This window comes from Variovorax ureilyticus, assembly GCF_037889935.1.
GTDB classification, from domain to species: domain Bacteria; phylum Pseudomonadota; class Gammaproteobacteria; order Burkholderiales; family Burkholderiaceae_C; genus Variovorax; species Variovorax ureilyticus.
Window position 1 is genome coordinate 34,438 of sequence record NZ_JBBKZU010000001.1, and the last position, 18,664, is coordinate 53,101.

Here is an 18,664-nt window from a genome sequence, read left to right on the forward strand (position 1 = left end):
GTGACGGACTCCGCGCCGAGACCGCGCCGCGTGATTCCGATCGCGGCGGCCGAGAAGAACGTGGGCCTCTACCAGGCCCACAAGAAGGTCTACCCGCGCTCGATCGACGGCGTGTTCGCGCGATGGCGCTGGGTGATGGTGTTCGTCACCCAACTCGTGTTCTACGGCATGCCGTGGCTCGAATGGGGGCAGCGGCAGGCGGTGCTCTTCGACCTGGCCTCGCGGCGCTTCTACATCTTCGGGCTGGTGCTGTACCCGCAGGACCTGATCTACCTGACCGGGCTGCTGGTCATCTCGGCGTTGTCGCTGTTCCTCTTCACTGCAGTGGCCGGTCGGCTGTGGTGCGGCTACACCTGCCCGCAGACGGTCTACTCGGAGATGTTCCTGTGGATCGAGCAGAAGATCGAGGGCAACCGCACCGCGCGCATACGACTGGACGACAGTGACCTGTCGATCGAGAAGCTCGTCAAGAAGTGGTTCAAACACGTGGTGTGGCTGGGCATCGCCCTGTGGACCGGCTTCAGCTTCGTCGGTTATTTCACCCCGATCCGCGACCTGGGGATGGCCTTCCTGCAGACGCGCATGACCGGATGGGAAATCTTCTGGGTGCTGTTCTACGGCTTCGCGACCTATGGCAACGCGGGCTTCATGCGCGAGCAGGTCTGCATGTACATGTGCCCCTATGCGCGTTTCCAGAGCGCGATGTTCGACCGCGACACGCTGATCGTCAGTTACGACGCGGCGCGGGGCGAGCCTCGCGGCGTGCGGGCCAAAGGCACGGATGCGCGTGCGCAGGGCCAGGGCGACTGCATCGACTGCTCATTGTGCGTGCAGGTGTGCCCGACGGGCATCGACATCCGGCAGGGCTTGCAATACGAGTGCATTGGCTGCGGCCTGTGCGTGGATGCCTGCAACACGGTCATGGACAAACTCGCCTCGCCGCGCGGCCTGATCCGTTACGCCACGCAGAACAGCATGGCGGGCGGATGGTCATCGCGGCAGATCCTTCGGCGCGTGCTGCGTCCACGGGTGCTGATCTACAGCGGCATCCTGGTCGCGCTCTGCATCGGCCTGCTGGCCAGCCTGGTCATCCGCACGCCATTCAAGGTGGACGTGGTGCGCGACCGTGGCACGCTGGCGCGCATCGCCGAAGGCGGACGTATCGAGAACGTCTACCGCCTGCAGATCATGAATGCCACCGAAAAGACGCAGCACTATCGCATCGAGGCTCGTGGCCTCGACGGACTGCAGGCGTCGCCCGAGCAGCCTGTGGAGGTGGGGCCTGCGCAATCGCGCTGGGTGGCGGTTCGCCTGCAACTGCCATATGGCGGAGCGCAGCCGGGCTCGCATCCGGTCTATTTCGACGTGCGTGCGGCCGAAGGCGGCGCGCAGGTCTCGGAGAAGGCGACCTTCATGGTCCCCCGGTGATGCCGATCAAGGAGATGACGATGAGCGCAACGAACGATACGAAACAGGCGAACGAAGCGGCCCGGAGCGAACCCTGGTGGCGCTTCCCGTTGCTGTGGATGGTCCTGGCCGGTCCAGCGGTGGTGGTGGTCGCGAGTTTCGTGACCCTGTGGCTTGCCATGCGCTCGCCCGACCCCGTGATCGCGGAGGACTACTATCGGCAGGGTATCGAGATCAACAGGACGCTGGCCGACAAGAAGCTCATGCCGGCGCTCACCGGCCGCAACCACGCGGCAACCCCGGCAGATGACGTGCCAGCGCCAAAGCGCTGAAAATTGGAATCAGCAGGCCGCCGGCGTGATCAGCCGGCGAAGTCCCTCGGAGTCGACGATCCGCAGGTTGCGCTGCTGGACTTCGATGAGGCCGTCGTCCATGAACTTGGACAGGGTGCGGCTCACGGTCTCGAGCTTGAGCCCGAGGTAGCTGCCGATTTCCTCGCGCGTCATGCGCAGCACGAGCTCGGAGCGCGAGAACCCGCGTGCGTGCAGGCGCTGCGCGAGGTTCAGAAGGAAGGCCGCCAGGCGCTCTTCGGCCCGCATGCTCCCCAGCAGCATCATCACGCCGTGCTCGCGCACGATCTCGCGGCTCATGATCTGGTGCACGTGCCGCTGCAGCGCCGTGACCTCGCGGGACAGTTCTTCGATACGGTCGAAGGGCATCACGCAGACTTCGGAATCCTCCAGCGCCACCGCGTCGCAGGTGTGCTGGTCGTTGACGATGCCGTCGAGGCCGATGATCTCGCCGGCCATCTGGAAACCCGTCACCTGGTCGCGGCCGTCCTGGCTGGCCACCCGGGTCTTGAAGACGCCGGTGCGGATCGCGTAGAGCGAGGTGAACCGGTCGCCGTTCCGAAAGAGCATCTCGCGACGGCGGACCTTGCGACGCTTGGCCACGATGTCGTCGATACGCTGCAGTTCGGTGGGCTCGAGGCCGACCGGCATGCACAGCTCCCGCAGATTGCAACTGGAGCAGGCGACCTTGATGTTTTCGGTTTTCATTGATGTATGTCGAGTATGTGCCGATTCTGTAACGGGGCGTTGGCATGGGGCTTGATCCACATCAAGGATCCGGGGGCGGCCCGGCGGCATAGTGGTCCGCACACCGCCTCTGATCGCCTGCGATGAACTCTTCCCCTGCATTCGCGACCGCTTCGCATTCCCAGGAGCTGCCGTCGCCCGCCGTGCTGCGGCGCTTTGATGTCGCCGGCCCGCGTTATACCTCCTACCCGACGGCGGATCGATTCGTGGATGCCTTTACCGCCGACGACTACGTCCAGGCAGTGCATCAGCGCAACGCGACCGGGATGAACGGGCGGCCGCTGTCGCTGTACGTGCACCTGCCGTTCTGCGAGTCGCTCTGCTATTACTGTGCCTGCAACAAGATCGTCACCCGCCACAAGCACTGGGCGGCCGAATACATCGATTACCTCGAGCGGGAGGTGGCGCTGCAGGTCGCCGAACTGGGGCGCGGCGTGGTGGTCAGCCAGTTGCATCTGGGCGGCGGAACGCCGACCTTCCTTGACGACGAGGGGCTGAGAAGGCTGCTGGCGTTGCTCGGGCGCGAGTTCACGCTCTCGCCCGAGCGCGAGCAGTCCATCGAGATCGACCCGCGCACCGTGGACGGTGGACGCCTGGAACGGTTGGCCGAAATGGGCTTCAACCGGCTGAGCTTCGGTGTGCAGGACTTCGACCCCGACGTGCAGAAGGCGGTCCATCGCATCCAGCCTGCCAGGGAGGTCTTCGACCTGATGGGAAGCGCGCGGGCGCTCGGCTACCGCTCGATCAACATCGACCTCATCTACGGTTTGCCTAAGCAGAGCCGGGCCTCTTTCGACCGCACGCTGGCGCAGGTGTGCGACTTGCGGCCGGACCGGATCGCCCTCTATGCCTACGCGCACCTGCCGGAGCGTTTCAAGCCGCAGCGGCGCATTGCGGCAGAGGACCTCCCGGACGCGAAGACCAAGGTCGAGATGCTGTCGCGCGCGATTGCCGCTTTCACCGCCGCTGGCTATGTCTACATCGGCATGGACCATTTCGCGCTGCCGGACGACCCGCTCGCGATCGCCAAGCGGCAGGGCCGGCTGCACCGCAATTTCCAGGGCTACAGCACGCAGCCGGACTGCGACCTTGTGGCGCTGGGCGTGTCGGCCATCGGCCGCGTCGGCGCGACCTACAGCCAGAACGCCAAGACGCTCGAGGAGTACTACGACCTGCTCGAGCAGGGGCGTCTTCCGGTGGTGCGGGGCCTGGCGCTCACGCGCGACGACGTGCTTCGCCGCGCGGTCATCATGGCGATCATGTGCCAGGGGCATGTCGACTTCGAGGCCGTCAACCTCGCGCATCTGATCGACTTCAAGGACCATTTCGCGCCCGAACTCGCCGCGCTCGCGCCGCTGGCCGCGCAGGGGCTGGTGCGAATCAGGGACCATGACATCGAGGTGACACCGACCGGCTGGTTCTTCGTGCGCGCCGTGGCGATGGTCTTCGACCGCTATCTGCAGGCCGACCGCAACCGCACCCGCTTCTCCCGGATCGTCTGAACGATGCAGACGGCGCTACTCGGAACGGCGCTTCTGATGGGGCTCGCCGGCGGCCCGCACTGTGTCGCAATGTGTGGCGCGGCCTGCGCGGGCGTCATCCGGATCGTTCAAGCGCCGCAGGGCGGGGCTGCGTCGGTGGTCAGCGGCCTTCAGGGGCAGCGGGCGACGCTGGCGTTTCACGCCGGGCGCATCGCGAGCTACGCCGCGGCCGGTGCTGTCGCCGCCATGGCGGTGCAGGGCGTCGGGCTTGCGAGCGAGCACCTTGCGGCCTTGCGGCCGTTCTGGGTACTTTTGCACGTCGCAGCGCTGATGTGGGGCCTCTCCCTCGCGGTGCTCGGGCGCCAGCCGGTCTGGGCGCATCGCCTCGGAGGCGCGCTCCAGGCGCGGCTTCGGCCGCTGACGGGCCGGGCGGCCGGGGTGCTGGCGACCGGCGCGCTCTGGGTCGCCATGCCATGCGGCCTTCTCTATTCCGCCCTCATGCTGGCCGGGCTGGCCGAGGGACCCTTGCAAGGCGCGATCGCGATGGCTTGCTTCGCGGCCGGGAGCGGTCTCTCGCTCATCGCCGCGCCGTGGCTTTGGCAACACCTGAACACCGGCGCCGTCTTCGCGCGCAGGGAGTGGGGGAGCCGTCTTGCCGGCGCCTTGCTCGCCGCCGTGGCTTTTCACGCGCTGTGGTCCGATCTCGGCCGGCAGATCGATCAATGGTGCCGCTGAACGGGGTTCCCGAAACCGGCCGATCGCGCGCAAACTCGAATTCGAAAAGGAGTAAATGATGAAAATGAAAATGAAAATGAAAATGACATGCGCTGCGGCGCTCTGGCTGGCATTGTTGGGTACGGCATCGGCCGCCACCTGCGATGTGGAGATCGAAGGCAACGACGCGATGCAGTTCAACAAGAGCAGCATCGATGTGCCGCAGAGCTGCAAGCAGTTCACGGTGAAGCTCAAGCATGCCGGCAAGCTGCCCAAGTCGGCCATGGGTCACAACTGGGTGCTGACGACATCTGCCGATGCGCAGGCGGTGGCGACCGACGGCATTGCCGCCGGTCTCGACAAGAATTATCTGAAGCCCGGCGACGCACGGGTCATCGCCGCCTCGCCGATCGTCGGCGGCGGCGAGTCGACCTCGGTGACTTTCGACACCAGCAAACTCAAGGCCGACCAGAGCTACATGTACATCTGCTCGTTCCCGGGTCACTCGGCCTTGATGAAGGGCACGCTGAAGCTCGTCAAGTAAGCCGGCGGATGCGTGCCGCCGTGCACGCGTTTGATCTGCCTCAAGGTTGTGAAGCACTTGGCGTGCGAAGCTGCCAGCAACCACGGAGAGAGGCATGACACACGCCACCTTGCGAATCATTCGGGACGAACATTCGGCCCTTTCGGCCATGCTGCGGTCGATCGTCCTGTTGCTCGCGGAGCATCGCTCCAAGCGAACGCTGCCCGACTTCGCGGCGTTGCGCGCGATGCTGTTCTACGTCGACGAGTTCCCCGAGAAGCGGCACCATCGCAAGGAATCCGAGCTGCTGTTCCCGAAGCTGCGCGCGCGCACGCCGATCTCGCGCGAACTGCTCGACAGGCTGGACGACGATCACGCCCGCGGCGAACGCAGGATCCGCGAGGTGGAGCACGCGCTGCTCGCCTTCGAGATGATCGGCGAGCCGCGCCGACAGGCCTTCGAGCAGGCGGTCGAGCGCTACGTCGAGTTCTATCTGTCACACATGGCGTTGGAAGAACGGGAGATTCTTCCGCTTGCCGAGAAGGTGCTCACCAAGGACGACTGGGCACAGCTCGACGAGGCCTTTCTCGCCAATCGCGATCCGCTGACCGGCTGCGAACCCGAACCGGACTATGCGGCGCTCTTCAGGCGCATCGTCAACGCCGTGCCGGCGCCAATCGGGTTGGGCGCGCAGCGCTGAACCTCATTCTTCGTGACGGAAGGGACTGCGGTCCCCGAGGTGGTCTACGTAGTTCTGGATACCTGCGTCTTCGCGTTCGAGAAAGCGCTCCACCGCATCCGCGAATGCCGGATGGGCCAGCCAGTGGGCGCTGGTGGTCTTGACCGGCATCAGGGCGCGGGCCATCTTGTGTTCGCCCTGCGCGCCGCCTTCGAGGCGTCGCACGCCATGCTCGATGCACCACCGCAGCGGTTGGTAGTAACAGGCCTCGAAGTGCAGGCAGTCCACGCGTTCGAGCGCGCCCCAGTAGCGCCCGTAGGCCAGCAGCGGATGGTCGGACGCGTTGTCTCCGGCCAGACCCGCCGATAGCGCGATCAGGCTCGACGCGATCGGCTTGCCTTCGCGCTCCGCAATGAAGAGCAGCCACGCCTCCGGCATCGTCGCCGCCATGCGATGGAAGAAATCGCGGTTCAGGTAGGGCGGATTTCCGTGCTCGCGATAGGTGCGGGCGTAGCAGCGATAGAAGAAATCCCAGTCCGCATTGGAGATGTCCGCGCCGCGCGACCAGCGGAAGCTCACGCCCGCGTCGCGGACCTTGCGGCGCTCCTGCCGGATCTTCTTGCGCTTGTCGTGCGAGAGGTTCGCGAGGAAGGCGTCAAAATCGCGCCAGCCCTCGTTGGTCCAGTGGAACTGGACCGTATGGCGAAGCATCAGCCCGGCGTCGGCGCAGGCCGCGATGTCGTCGTCGGCGCCGAAGAGCAGGTGCAGCGAGGACACCTGCGTCTGCTCGCACCACGCGACCAGTGCGCGCAGAAGCAGCGCACGGCTGAGCGCATCGCGCGCGAGGACGCGGGCGCCGGGCACCGGCGTGAAGGGAACGGCGACGACCGCCTTGGGATAGTAATGCAGCCCATGCTGCTCATAGGCGTTGGCCCAGGCCCAATCGAAGACGTACTCGCCATATGAATGGTCCTTGACGTAGAGCGGGCACGCGGCCATGAGCACATCGTCCTGCCACAGCGTGATGAAGTGCGGCGCCCAACCGGTGCGAGGCGATGCGCTGCCGCTCGCGTCCAATGCGTCCAGGTAGGCGTGGCGCATGAAGGGCGAGGGTGCCGCCTGCCGGGCGAGCAGGCCGTCCCAGGCGGCAGCGTCGATCTCGGCGACCGAACGGTGGATGCGGACGAACGGTTCGCTCACGGGAGTCCCATCAGTTCCTTCGGGCGCCGAGCGTCTCGGCCACGTAGATGCCGCCGAGCACGAGGGCCAGTGCGGCCGCGTGATACAGCGACAGCGGCTCGCCAAGGATGAGCACCGCGAGCAGCGGCCCGAAGATCGGCACCAGATTGAGAAACACGCCGGCCCGCGCGGGGCCGATCAGCCCGACGGCGTGGATGAAGGTGATCTGTGACACGAAGGAGGGCAGGAGGCCGATGAAGACGATCAGCGCGAGACCCTTGAGGGTCGGCATGAAGAACTGGCCCATCGCGATCTCTGCCGCGACCAGTGGCAGCGAGACCACGCAGGCCACGGTGGCGGTCGCGGCAAAGAACACGATCGCCGGCACGGCCGGCCGGTGACGCAGGCCCAATGCGTAGCCGGCGTACAGCAGGCAGGCCACGATCATCCAGACGTCGCCGATGTTGAAGCCCAGGCTCGCGAGCAGCGCCAGATCGCCGCGCGAGGCCACGACGCCGATGCCGGCGACCGTCATCACGACGCCGATGATCTGCAGGCTGCGAATTCTCGCGCCGAGAAAGAGAAAGCAGCCGACAAGCACCAGCACCGGAATGGTGCCCTGGATGATCGCAATGTTGATGGCGGTCGTGTGGTGTGCCGCCGCATAGAAGAGCGCGTTGAATCCGGTGAAGCCCAGCGTACCCATCAGCGCAATGGCGCGCCACGACGGCAGCAGCGTTCGCCAGTGCGCTGCGATCTCGCGCCGCGATGTGAAGCCGAGCGCCACACAGCAGACGATCCAGCGCGAAAAGGTGAGCATCATCGGCGAGACCTCGCCGACCGCAAGCCGCGCGGCGACCGCATTGGCGCCCCAGATCAGCGTGGTGAAGACCAGCAGGACGTAGGCCTGGCCTTGCGGGCTCGGGATGACCGAGTCGAAGAAATTGGCAAAGGGGGAACCGGTGCGCATGGCTGGGTGAGGGTAACAGCCCATGCGATCACGCGTGGCTTGAGGGTTGCGCGGCGGAGGCGAGAAACGCGGATGACATAATCGTTCGGCCGTTCCCCGCTTTGAATGAAAGACCGTATGAAGCAAATCACAGCCATCCTCAAACCGTTCAAGCTCGATGATGTGCGCGAGGCCTTGGCCGAGGTGGGCGTCACCGGGCTCACCGTGACCGAAGTGAAGGGCTTCGGCCGCCAGAAGGGGCACACCGAGCTTTATAGGGGCGCCGAATACGTCGTGGATTTTCTGCCGAAGATGAAGGTCGAGGTCGTGGTCAACGAGAACGACGTCGATCGCTGCGTCGACGCGATCGTCAGTGCGGCGCGTACCGGCAAGATCGGTGACGGCAAGATTTTCGTGACGAATGTCGAGCGGGTCGTTCGTATCCGCACCGGCGAGGAAGACGAAGCGGCGGTATAAGCTCGCCCCCAGGCTGCGCGCACTTCGTGTCGCTTCGCCAACCCCCTTCCGGGGGCAGCACCGGTGGACCGGCGGAGTCGGGTCCACGGTGCTTCCCGCATCTTGTGCGGGTCTGATTTATAGGACTTCGGCGAGCTTGTCGCCTCGGGGGTGGCGGCCGGCTTCTTCGACGAGGGCTTCGAGCAAGGCCGGGGCATCGTTGTCGGAGCGCACGAGATCCATCTGCCATTCGCCCATGAAGCCTTCGCGCACGCTGTGCGCCAGGAAGCCGAGCAGGGCGTCGTAGTAGCCGCCTGCGTTCAGGATGCCGACCGGCTTGTCGTGATAGCCGAGTTGGCGCCAGGTCCAGATTTCGAACAATTCCTCCAGGGTGCCGATGCCACCCGGCAGCGCCAGGAAGGCGTCGGCGCGTTCGCCCATCATGGCCTTGCGCTCATGCATGGTGTCGACAACGTGGAGTTCGTCGCTCTGGCGGTTGGCCAGTTCCTTGTCGACCAGCGCCTTGGGAATGACGCCCACCACGCGGCCGCCTGCGCTACGGGTAGCCTCGGCGACCGTGCCCATCAGGCCGGTTCGCCCGCCGCCGTAGACCAGTTGCCCGCCGCGTTCGCCGATCCAGCGGCCGACGGCCTGCGCCACCTGAACGAATTCCGGACGCTCGCCAGGGCGGGAGCCGCAATAGACGCAAATTGAAAAAGAAGGAGTCATCCCCCGATCATGCCCGGCTCGGGCGTCGGCTATGTGGCAAACCGTTGCCACAGCGCGGCGATCCACACGCCGCCGCACAGGAGGATCGACAGGAGGACGGCGGCGCTGCCGAGATCCTTCGCTTTCTTGGAGAAGCTGTGCCATTCGGGCCCGACGCGGTCGATCGCCGCTTCGATGCCGCTGTTGAGCAGTTCGACGATCAGGACAATCGCCACCAGGGCGATGAGCAGCGCGGTTTCGACCCAACTGCGACCGATCCAGAACGCCGCGGGCAGCATCACGATCGCGAAGAGGACTTCCTGGCGGAATGCAGGCTCGCGCCAGCCTTCCCGTAAGCCGTGGAGCGAAATCATGGTTGCGTGCCACACGCGGATCAGTCCGCGGCGGCTTTTTTGCGGATTGACAAGGGGGTCGGTGGCGCTCACGACTTGCTCAGCGGCTTCGAGGTAACGAGCCGGGTGCCCGCCCATACATCGTGCCAGAACTGCTGTTCGGCCTGAAAGCGCGCCAGGAGTGCCCACACGATAACCCAGCCGAAGATGAGCACTGCCGATTCACCGGCGCCCAGGCCGAAGGGCGAGATGGCTGCGAGCGGCGGCAGGAACCAGATCCAACTCAGCAAGTAGCGCAGCAGCGCCCGGCCCTGGGTGAGCGCCCGGCCGTGCCGGTCGACGATCCGTATGCCCCAGGTCTTCATCGCCAGGGTTTGCCCATGGGCCCAGAACCAGACGAAATAGACCCCGAAGACGATGAAAAGGAAGGCCTGAAGAAGATGGCGTCGTGAATCCATGCCGCTGCGCATCTGGCTCAGGGTGCTGAACAGCCAGCCGGCGATGAACACGACGGCGAAAAGCAGCATGCCCTCGTAGAGCCAGCAAGCCATGCGGCGCCAGAGTCCGGGTGCCGCAAGGTGCGGGGCTGCGGTGTCGTCGGCGGGCGGTCGAAGGGACCCGGGATTGCCGGGAGGCGCGGAACGCATTGGCACCTGTGTCAGGGCGCCGAAGCAGGCTGGTCCGGCGCCTTCGGCGCGACGTCCGTCGCGCTCGGCGGCGGAAACTGCGCCTCGGCGCTCACCGGTGGAAGGCTCGGTGCCGGAGACGCGACGGGTGCTGATGCGGGCACGGGCGCCGACGCAGGACGCTGGGCTGACGCGACCGGCGCGGGCGGCGGAGCGAGCTGAATCCTCGGCGTGTGCTGGCCGTCTTGCCCGGCGGCCGGGATGGGAACGAGTTTCTGCTCGGGCACGGGGCGGATCGTCGGCGCCGCGCCGGGTGCCTTCACGCTCTTGGCGCGCTCGGCCAGCTTGCTCTTTTCCTCGTCGCTGAGTGCCTGGTAGGCCTCCCACTTCGCCTTGCGCTCATCGACCGGGACCTGCTTGACGTTGGCGAAATTGACCCTCGCCTGAGCGCGCTGCTGGTTGGTCAGGCCCGCCCAATCGGTCATGCGGCTATGGAGCATCTCCTGCTCCTCGGGGGACATCTTGGCGTAGTCGCGTGAAACTGCCAGCCACTTTCGCTTGTGGGGTTCCGTCAGTTCGTCCCAATAGGGCGCGAGCGGCTGCAGGGCCTTCTGCTGGCGTGCAGTGAGATCGCGCCACAGCGGCTTGGAGACGACCGGCGGCTTCGCCGGAGCCGTCGCCTGTGGGGGCGCTGAACTCTTGACGGATTGGGCGTGGACAGGCGAGGCGGCAAGACCAGCGGCGCCAATCAGGAGGCCCGTGCTCAGCCAGACGGCCGTCGCCCGCGGGCGAGCGCGCTCGAGACCGAGCGCTTCAGCGCGGGAAGGGCGGCGTCGATGCATTCGGTTGCCGGGCGATCAGCGTTCGGACGAGTCGTCCGACGTCTTCAGGAACTGCGCAAATCCCGGATCGGTATAGGCCGCGGGAGGGAGGTCGTCGGTCAGCAGCGCGGAGTCGATCGCGGCGAGCTCGTTGGTGCGGTTGTCTTCCTGCATCACGCTGATCGCCACGAGGCCGGCGACAAGCGCGACCAGCGGGATCACCGAGCCGATCCGCGTCCACCAACTGCCGCCGAGCACTGCCGTGCCGCCGCGCGAGAGCACCACGGGCGCCGGGCGAAGCTGCTGGGCGACCTTGCGGCGGGCGACGGCCTGCACCCTCGCGGCTCGCAAGCGCTCGCCGACCTCGTGCGACAACTCGCCATTGCCGGCGGTCAGGCGCGCGGCCACCTGGCGGCCGAACCGCTCCTCGAGTGCGGCGGAAGAGGCAGTTTGCGTAGTGTTCATAGCGAAATTCCCTTGGCTTTGAGCGCCTTGCTCAAGGCGTGGACGGCGCGCGAACAGTGGGTCTTGACGCTCCCTTCGGAACACCCCATGGCGGCCGCCGTCTCTGCGACATCCATTTCCTCCCAGTAACGCATCAGAAAGGCCTCGCGTTGACGACCCGGCAGCGCTGCGATTTGTTCCTCGATCTCGCGAAAAATCTGCGCCCGCCTCGTCGTGTCCTCGGCACTCTCGGATTCCTGGGATTCCGACGAAAGCTGGATGTGCTCGAGGAGGTCGAAATCACCGTCGTCGTCCAGATTCTCGAAATCGCTCAGGTTGGAGAAAAGAGCCTTGCGGGTCTTTTGCCGCCGGAACCAGTCGAGGGTGCAATTCGAAAGGATGCGCTGGAACAGAAGCGGCAGTTCGTTCACTGGCTTGTCGCCGTAGTGCTCGGCCAGCTTCATCATGCTGTCCTGCACGATGTCCAGCGCCGCTTCTTCGTCCCGGACGTGGTAGACGGACCGCTTGAAGGCCCGTCGTTCGACGCTCTTCAGGAAATCGGATAGTTCTTTTTCAGTGGCCAAGCGAGTCCGGCGCCGGGGGTGCGCCGCGTGCGAAGTATCTCGGAGGGAACGGTGTCTTTTTCGCCGCGGATTATGCCTGCGAGCCTTAATTGACTGTGTCTTGGCCCTTCGGGTGCCTTCCGATGTCATAATCCGCGCTGCAAGTCAAAAGGCAAACGGGTCACGACTCGGTGGTATGACAAATCCGCCCATGGTTATGGCCTCAAGTCCCGATGCGGCTTCAAAAGAGCTGGCGAAGGGGCACCCAAGGTTTTTCGTTCCCGAAAATCGCAAAGGTTCATCATGGAAATGTCAAAGGCGGAACTTGCTTCCGCAGCAGCCGTCACCGGCAGTCAAACGCAAGAACTCATGGGCGCCGAGGTGCTGGTCAAGGCACTTCAGGCTGAAGGCGTCAAGTACGTCTGGGGCTACCCCGGCGGCGCGGTTCTCTACATCTACGACGCTTTCTACAAGCAGGACACCATCCAGCACGTGCTGGTTCGCCATGAGCAGGCTGCGGTTCATGCGGCCGACGGCTATGCGCGAGCCACCGGCGACGTGGGCGTGGCACTCGTGACGTCCGGACCAGGCCTCACGAACGCCGTGACCGGCATCGCGACCGCGTACATGGACAGCATCCCGATGGTCATCATTTCCGGCCAGGTGCCCACGGCGGCGATTGGTCTCGATGCTTTCCAGGAATGCGACACGGTCGGTATCACCCGGCCCATCGTCAAGCACAACTTCCTGGTCAAGGACCCGAAGGATCTGGCCCTGACGATGAAGAAGGCCTTCCACATCGCCCGCAGCGGCCGCCCGGGCCCTGTGGTGGTGGACGTGCCGAAGGATGTCTCCTTCAAGAAGGTTCCGTACAGCGGCTATCCCGAGAAGGTCGAGATGCGCTCGTACAACCCGGTGCGCAAGGGGCATGGCGGCCAGATCCGCAAGGCGCTGCAGCTGCTGCTGAACGCCAAGCGTCCCTATATCTATACCGGCGGCGGTGTGCTGCTCGGCAACGCGACGAGCGAGCTGCGCACGCTGGTCGACATGCTCGGCTATCCGGTCACGAACACGCTGATGGGCCTGGGCGCCTATCCTGCGTCGGACCGCAAGTTCCTCGGCATGCTGGGCATGCACGGCACCATCGAGGCCAACAACGCGATGCAGAACTGCGACGTGCTGCTGGCCGTGGGTGCGCGCTTCGACGACCGCGTGATCGGCAACCCGAAGCACTTCGCGCAGAACGAACGCAAGATCATCCACATCGACATCGATCCGTCGAGCATCTCCAAGCGCGTGAAGGTCGACATCCCGATCGTCGGCGACGTGAAGGACGTGCTCACCGAGCTGATCTCGATGATCCGCGAAAGCACCACCCGTCCCGATGCAGGCGCTCTCGCGAGCTGGTGGGACACCATCGAAGGCTGGCGCAGCAAGGACTGCCTCAAGTACGACCGCGGCAACAAGGACGTGATCAAGCCGCAGCGCGTGATCGAGACCCTCTGGAACATGACCAAGGACACCGACACGTACATCACGTCGGATGTCGGCCAGCACCAGATGTGGGCCGCGCAGTACTACCGCTTCGACGAGCCGCGCCGCTGGATCAACTCGGGCGGGCTGGGCACGATGGGCGTGGGCATCCCCTACGCCATGGGCATCAAGCTCGCCAAGCCGGATTCGGAAGTGTTCTGCGTCACCGGCGAGGGCTCGGTGCAGATGTGCATCCAGGAGCTCTCGACCTGCCTGCAGTACAACACGCCGATCAAGATCGTCTCGCTCAACAACCGCTACCTGGGCATGGTGCGGCAGTGGCAGGAGATCGAGTATTCGGGCCGCTACAGCCACAGCTACATGGACGCGCTGCCCAACTTCGTGAAGCTGGCCGAAGCCTACGGCCATGTCGGCATGCTGATCGAGCGCCCGCAGGACGTGGAACCGGCGCTGCGCGAGGCGCGCAAGCTCAAGGACCGCACGGTGTTCATGGACTTCCGCACCGATCCCACCGAGAACGTGTTCCCGATGGTCAAGGCGGGCATGGGCATCACCGAAATGCTGCTCGGCTCCGAAGACCTCTGATACGCCAGTCCAAAGTCCCCGTGTCCGAAGGACCGGGTTGTTGTCCAATTCATTGACGAATCTATTGCCCGCCAAGCCCGCGCATTACCGTGCGCGGGGGAGGGCGGCGAAAAGAGGAGTCCTATCGCCATGAAACACATCATTGCCGTGCTGCTCGAGAACGAGCCCGGTGCACTTTCCCGCGTCGTCGGCCTGTTTTCCGCCCGCGGCTACAACATCGAATCGCTCACCGTCGCGCCCACCGAGGACCCGAGCCTCTCCCGGATGACCATCGTCACGGCGGGGTCCGACGACGTGATCGAGCAGATCACCAAGCATCTCAACAGGCTCATCGAGGTCGTCAAGGTCGTCGATCTCACCGAAGGTGCCTACACCGAGCGCGAGCTCATGATGGTGAAGGTGCGCGCCGTCGGCAAGGAGCGCGAAGAGATGATGCGCATGGCGGAGATCTTCCGCGGCCGCATCATCGACGTGACCGACAAGAGCTACACCATCGAGCTCACCGGCGATCACGGAAAGAACGACGCTTTCCTCGAGGCCATCGATCGCGGCGCGATCCTCGAGACTGTCCGTACCGGCGCCAGCGGCATCGGCCGCGGCGAGCGCATCTTGCGCGTCTGACAACCACCGTTCCACATCCACTGAATCAACGAAGGAGAAATCTCATGAAGGTCTACTACGACAAGGACGCCGATCTCAGTCTCATCAAGGGCAAGACGGTTGCAATCATCGGCTACGGCAGCCAGGGTCACGCGCACGCGCAGAACCTGAACGACAGCGGCGTCAAGGTCGTCGTCGGCCTGCGCAAGGGCGGCGCATCGTGGTCGAAGGTCGAGAAGGCCGGTCTCAAGGTGGCCGAGGTCGCCGAGGCCGTGAAGTCGGCCGACGTCGTCATGATCCTCCTGCCGGATGAGCAGATCGCCAGCGTCTACAAGAACGACGTCGCGCCGCACATCAAGGAAGGCGCTTCGCTCGTCTTCGCGCACGGCTTCAACGTGCACTATGGTTTCGTCCAGCCGCGCGCCGATCTCGACGTGTGGATGGTCGCGCCCAAAGCCCCCGGCCACACGGTTCGCAGCACCTACACGCAAGGCGGCGGGGTTCCGCATCTGATCGCCGTCCATGCCGATCGCAGCGGCAAGGCCCGTGATCTCGCGCTGTCCTACGCCACCGCCAACGGCGGCGGCAAGGCCGGCATCATCGAGACCAACTTCCGCGAAGAGACCGAAACCGACCTGTTCGGCGAGCAGGCCGTTCTGTGCGGTGGCACCGTCGAGCTGATCAAGGCCGGTTTCGAGACGCTGGTGGAAGCCGGCTACGCGCCCGAAATGGCGTACTTCGAATGCCTGCACGAACTGAAGCTCATCGTCGACCTGATCTATGAAGGCGGCATCGCCAACATGAACTACTCGATCTCGAACAACGCCGAGTATGGCGAGTACGTGACGGGTCCGCGCGTCGTGACCGAAGAAACCAAGAAGGTCATGAAGCAGGTCCTGAAGGACATCCAGACCGGCGAGTACGCGAAGAGCTTCGTGCTGGAAAACGCAGCCGGCGCGCCGACGCTCATCAGCCGCCGCCGCCTCAACGCCGAGCACCAGATCGAAGTGGTCGGCGAGAAGCTGCGCGCGATGATGCCGTGGATCAAGAAGAACAAGCTGGTCGACCAGACCCGCAACTGATCGGGATCTCTCCGAGCATGATCAGGGCCACCATCCGGTGGCCCTTTTCTTTCTGAGCGCCATGGCGCCTGAACTACACTGAGACCGATGCAATCGACCCCCTCATTCGTCCTGAATCCGACAGTCCATGGCGCCGCGGCGCGCGCTGGAGGACGGCGGAATGCATGACGACACGATGCCCGAGGAACTGGCGCCCAAGAAGCGCCGGAAGGGTATCTACATCCTGCCGAACCTGTTCACGCTCGCGGCCTTGTTCGGGGGGTTCTACGCCATCGTGATGGCGATGAATGCGCGATTCGATCTGGCTGCGCTGGGTGTCTTCGCTGCCATGATCCTCGACAGCCTCGACGGTCGCGTCGCTCGGCTCACCAACACGCAGAGTGCGTTCGGCGAGCAGATGGATTCGCTGTCCGACATGGTGTCCTTCGGTGCCGCGCCGGCGTTGATCGCCTACGAGTGGTCGCTGAAGGGATTGGGCCGGTGGGGCTGGATCGCCGCTTTCGTCTACTGCGCATGCGCTGCATTGCGACTCGCTCGGTTCAACGTCAACACGGGTGTCGTCGACAAGCGCTGGTTCCAGGGGCTGCCGTCGCCCGCGGCTGCGGCACTGGTCGCAGGCTTCATCTGGTTGGTGACCGAATGGGGCAAGCGCGGCGGCGAAGTGCTGTACCTCTCGTGGCAGCAGATCACCTGGATCACCTTCGCCTTTACGCTGTATGCGGGGCTGTCGATGGTGACCAATGCGCCGTTCTACAGCTTCAAGGACGTGCAGGTGAAGCGGAGCGTGCCCTTTGCCGTCATCGTGCTGATCGCGCTGGCGATCGCCATCATCAACATCCATCCTCCAACGGTGCTCTTCGGCGTGTTCGTTGCCTATGGCCTCAGCGGCTATGTCGTCTACGGATGGCGCAAGGCCAAGGGACAGCATGTCAGCGTCATCAGCATCTCGACGGATGAACCTGATGAAAGAGGGCTGCACAAGTAGCCACTGCTGTGCTACATTCAGGCCTCCTATGAACAAGATTTCGCTGGCCCTACTACTGATCCCCTACGGGCGGAGAAGGTAGCGCGCGCGCAAATTCCTGACAACGGCCCGTTCGCACCAGCAACGGGCCGTTTGTCTTTGGGTTGCTGGTTGATCCAACCACAGCGAGAAATATCAGATGTTGAAGCAACCCGACCTCAAGTACCGTGCGTTTGCGCCGGTCGGCCTCAAAGATCGCACCTGGCCCGATGCCGTGCTGACGAAGGCCCCGATCTGGCTGTCGACCGATCTGCGCGACGGCAATCAGGCACTGGTCGAGCCGATGGACATCACTCGCAAGATGCGGATGTTCGAGATGCTGGTTGAGATCGGCTTCAAGGAGATCGAGATCGGCTTTCCGTCGGCCTCGCAGATCGAGTTCGACTTCGTGCGCAAGCTCATCGAAGAGGACCGCATTCCGGACGACGTGACGATCCAGGTTCTGACGCAGGCTCGCGATCACCTGATCGAGCGCACCTTCGAGGCCTTGCAGGGTGCGCCGCGCGCGATCGTCCACCTGTACAACGCCGTGGCGCCGATCATGCGCCGCGTGGTGCTCGGCATGGACGAGGCCGAGATCGTGGAGCTTGCGACGACGCATGCGCGGATGTTCAACGAACTCGCAGCAAGGCAGCCGAACACGCAGTGGACGTTCCAGTATTCGCCGGAGATGTTCTCGGGCACGGACCTCGGATTCTCCAAGCGCGTCGTCGATGCGGTGACGGAGGTGTGGGCACCGACGCCGGAGAGGAAGTGCATCGTCAACCTGCCGTCGACGGTCGAGCACTCGACCCCGAACATCTTCGCGGACATGATCGAGTGGATGCACCGCCATCTCGCGCGCCGCGACTCGATCGTGCTGTCGGTCCACCCGCACAACGATCGCGGCACCGGCACCGCGGCCGGCGAATTCGCTCTCATGGCCGGCGCGGACCGGATCGAAGGCTGCCTCTTCGGCAACGGCGAGCGCACCGGGAATCTCGACCTCGTGAACGTGGCCCTCAACCTCTATACGCAGGGCGTGTCCCCCGATCTCGATTTCTCGAACATCGATGAGATCCGCGCCACCGTGGAGCACTGCAACCAGTTGCCCGTGCATCCGCGTCACCCCTATGTGGGCGATCTGGTCTACACCTCTTTCTCGGGCTCGCACCAGGATGCGATCAGGAAGGCGTTCGCCGCGCGCAAGGACGGCGACGTCTGGGACATGCCCTATCTGCCGATCGATCCCAAGGACGTGGGGCGCACCTACGAAGCGGTGATTCGGGTCAACAGCCAGTCGGGCAAGGGCGGCATCGCCTATCTTCTCGAGAGCGAATACGGGCTCGAACTGCCGCGACGCCTGCAGATGGAATTCAGTCAGATCGTGCAACGTGTGATGGACGTCGCCGGCAAGGAACTTACGGCCGCCGATCTCTGGGCGCTCTTCGAAGGCGAATATCGGATTCGGGAAGCGGCGGGCCCGCAGCATCGGGTGCTCGAAGAGCAGGGCGAAGGAGCCGACGCTTCCGTGGTCCTTCGTGCCGACTTGCCTTGGGAAGGCGAAGTCCGACGGATCGAAGGGCGAGGCAACGGCCCGATCGACGCTTTCATCCATGCGTTGGCGCAGGCCACGGGGCACTCGATCCGCGTCATCGACTATCACCAGCACGCGATCGGCTCCGGTGCCGACGCCCAGGCGGTCGCGTACCTCGAACTGCGGGTCGACGAATCCAAGACGCTGTTCGGCGTCGGGATGGATGCGAACATCATCTCGGCCTCGTTGAAGGCCATCGTCTCGGGGTTGACGAGGGCTCGGACGCAGCCCGCGGCCAGCGCACAATCGGTGGCTGAACCCGCCTGAGCCGGCGGAAGGGCCGCGGCGCGGCCTTCGCCCGGC

The 18,664-nt window shown here is 64.7% G+C and carries 21 protein-coding genes; 12 read left to right on the plus strand and 9 right to left on the minus strand.

The features are described 5' to 3' along the window. On the plus strand, positions 1–1,428 hold the full coding sequence (gene ccoG, locus WKW77_RS00180) for a cytochrome c oxidase accessory protein CcoG (protein WP_340354811.1): 1,428 nt from the start codon (positions 1–3) through the stop codon (positions 1,426–1,428). A gap of 20 nt (positions 1,429–1,448) precedes the next feature. Next, complete coding sequence (locus WKW77_RS00185; protein ID WP_340354812.1) at positions 1,449–1,739, plus strand: FixH family protein; 291 nt, start codon at positions 1,449–1,451, stop codon at positions 1,737–1,739. Positions 1,740–1,748: 9 nt separating this feature from the next. Here the strand turns inward: WKW77_RS00185 and fnr are convergent, their stop codons facing one another. Further along, positions 1,749–2,465 carry a fumarate/nitrate reduction transcriptional regulator Fnr gene (gene fnr / locus WKW77_RS00190; protein ID WP_340354813.1) on the minus strand — a complete coding sequence of 239 codons (717 nt, stop codon included), beginning with the start codon at positions 2,463–2,465 and terminating at the stop codon, positions 1,749–1,751. Positions 2,466–2,587: 122 nt separating this feature from the next. Here fnr and hemN point away from each other — a divergent pair, with 122 nt between their 5' ends. From hemN to WKW77_RS00210, 4 genes are all read left to right on the plus strand, one after another. Then, positions 2,588–4,006: an oxygen-independent coproporphyrinogen III oxidase gene (gene hemN, locus WKW77_RS00195; RefSeq protein ID WP_340354814.1), complete on the plus strand. Its 1,419-nt coding sequence runs from the start codon at positions 2,588–2,590 to the stop codon at positions 4,004–4,006. Between the two features lie 3 nt (positions 4,007–4,009). Beyond that, entirely contained in the window at positions 4,010–4,720 is a 711-nt protein-coding gene (locus WKW77_RS00200) for a sulfite exporter TauE/SafE family protein (protein WP_340354815.1), read from the plus strand. Between the two features lie 76 nt (positions 4,721–4,796). Continuing rightward, the gene (gene azu, locus WKW77_RS00205; protein ID WP_340354816.1) at positions 4,797–5,243 is read left to right on the plus strand and encodes an azurin; all 447 of its coding nucleotides are present in this window, start codon (positions 4,797–4,799) and stop codon (positions 5,241–5,243) included. 94 nt (positions 5,244–5,337) lie between these two features. Continuing rightward, positions 5,338–5,922, plus strand: a complete 585-nt coding sequence (locus WKW77_RS00210; RefSeq protein WP_340354817.1) for a hemerythrin domain-containing protein — start codon at positions 5,338–5,340, stop codon at positions 5,920–5,922. 3 nt (positions 5,923–5,925) lie between these two features. On the opposite strand, the gene WKW77_RS00215 is transcribed toward WKW77_RS00210, so the two are convergent. Both WKW77_RS00215 and WKW77_RS00220 read right to left on the minus strand, forming a co-directional pair. After that, positions 5,926–7,101: a GNAT family N-acetyltransferase gene (locus tag WKW77_RS00215; protein WP_340354818.1), complete on the minus strand. Its 1,176-nt coding sequence runs from the start codon at positions 7,099–7,101 to the stop codon at positions 5,926–5,928. Between the two features lie 10 nt (positions 7,102–7,111). Then, positions 7,112–8,050, minus strand: coding sequence for a DMT family transporter (locus WKW77_RS00220; RefSeq protein WP_340354819.1), 939 nt, complete (start codon positions 8,048–8,050; stop codon positions 7,112–7,114). Between the two features lie 117 nt (positions 8,051–8,167). Between WKW77_RS00220 and WKW77_RS00225 the strand changes: the two genes are divergently transcribed. Next, entirely contained in the window at positions 8,168–8,506 is a 339-nt protein-coding gene (locus WKW77_RS00225; protein WP_088957270.1) for a P-II family nitrogen regulator, read from the plus strand. Between the two features lie 117 nt (positions 8,507–8,623). Here WKW77_RS00225 and WKW77_RS00230 read toward each other — a convergent pair whose 3' ends face one another. From WKW77_RS00230 to WKW77_RS00255, 6 genes are all read right to left on the minus strand, one after another. Then, positions 8,624–9,214 carry an LOG family protein gene (locus tag WKW77_RS00230; protein WP_340354820.1) on the minus strand — a complete coding sequence of 197 codons (591 nt, stop codon included), beginning with the start codon at positions 9,212–9,214 and terminating at the stop codon, positions 8,624–8,626. Positions 9,215–9,243: 29 nt separating this feature from the next. Continuing rightward, entirely contained in the window at positions 9,244–9,684 is a 441-nt protein-coding gene (locus WKW77_RS00235; protein ID WP_340354821.1) for a diacylglycerol kinase, read from the minus strand. Further along, positions 9,636–10,097, minus strand: coding sequence for an RDD family protein (locus WKW77_RS00240; protein ID WP_422823092.1), 462 nt, complete (start codon positions 10,095–10,097; stop codon positions 9,636–9,638). The genes WKW77_RS00235 and WKW77_RS00240 overlap by 49 nt, the downstream gene beginning before the upstream one ends. A 107-nt stretch (positions 10,098–10,204) precedes the next feature. Further along, on the minus strand, positions 10,205–11,014 hold the full coding sequence (locus WKW77_RS00245; RefSeq protein WP_340354822.1) for a DUF3106 domain-containing protein: 810 nt from the start codon (positions 11,012–11,014) through the stop codon (positions 10,205–10,207). 15 nt (positions 11,015–11,029) lie between these two features. Continuing rightward, complete coding sequence (locus tag WKW77_RS00250) at positions 11,030–11,458, minus strand: DUF3619 family protein (RefSeq protein ID WP_340354823.1); 429 nt, start codon at positions 11,456–11,458, stop codon at positions 11,030–11,032. Beyond that, on the minus strand, positions 11,455–12,021 hold the full coding sequence (locus WKW77_RS00255) for an RNA polymerase sigma factor (protein ID WP_340354824.1): 567 nt from the start codon (positions 12,019–12,021) through the stop codon (positions 11,455–11,457). Before WKW77_RS00255 ends, WKW77_RS00250 begins: the two co-directional genes overlap by 4 nt. Before the next feature lie 282 nt (positions 12,022–12,303). Between WKW77_RS00255 and WKW77_RS00260 the strand changes: the two genes are divergently transcribed. The 5 genes from WKW77_RS00260 (at position 12,304) to leuA (ending at position 18,628) form a co-directional block, all read left to right on the plus strand. Beyond that, positions 12,304–14,079, plus strand: coding sequence for an acetolactate synthase 3 catalytic subunit (locus WKW77_RS00260; protein WP_340354825.1), 1,776 nt, complete (start codon positions 12,304–12,306; stop codon positions 14,077–14,079). 129 nt (positions 14,080–14,208) lie between these two features. Further along, entirely contained in the window at positions 14,209–14,700 is a 492-nt protein-coding gene (gene ilvN, locus WKW77_RS00265; protein ID WP_076998466.1) for an acetolactate synthase small subunit, read from the plus strand. A gap of 44 nt (positions 14,701–14,744) precedes the next feature. After that, entirely contained in the window at positions 14,745–15,761 is a 1,017-nt protein-coding gene (ilvC, locus tag WKW77_RS00270) for a ketol-acid reductoisomerase (RefSeq protein ID WP_340354826.1), read from the plus strand. Positions 15,762–15,921: 160 nt separating this feature from the next. Continuing rightward, on the plus strand, positions 15,922–16,746 hold the full coding sequence (pssA, locus tag WKW77_RS00275) for a CDP-diacylglycerol--serine O-phosphatidyltransferase (RefSeq protein WP_340354827.1): 825 nt from the start codon (positions 15,922–15,924) through the stop codon (positions 16,744–16,746). A 178-nt stretch (positions 16,747–16,924) separates the two neighbouring features. Next, positions 16,925–18,628, plus strand: coding sequence for a 2-isopropylmalate synthase (gene leuA / locus WKW77_RS00280; RefSeq protein WP_340354828.1), 1,704 nt, complete (start codon positions 16,925–16,927; stop codon positions 18,626–18,628). Positions 18,629–18,664: the final 36 nt, after the last annotated feature.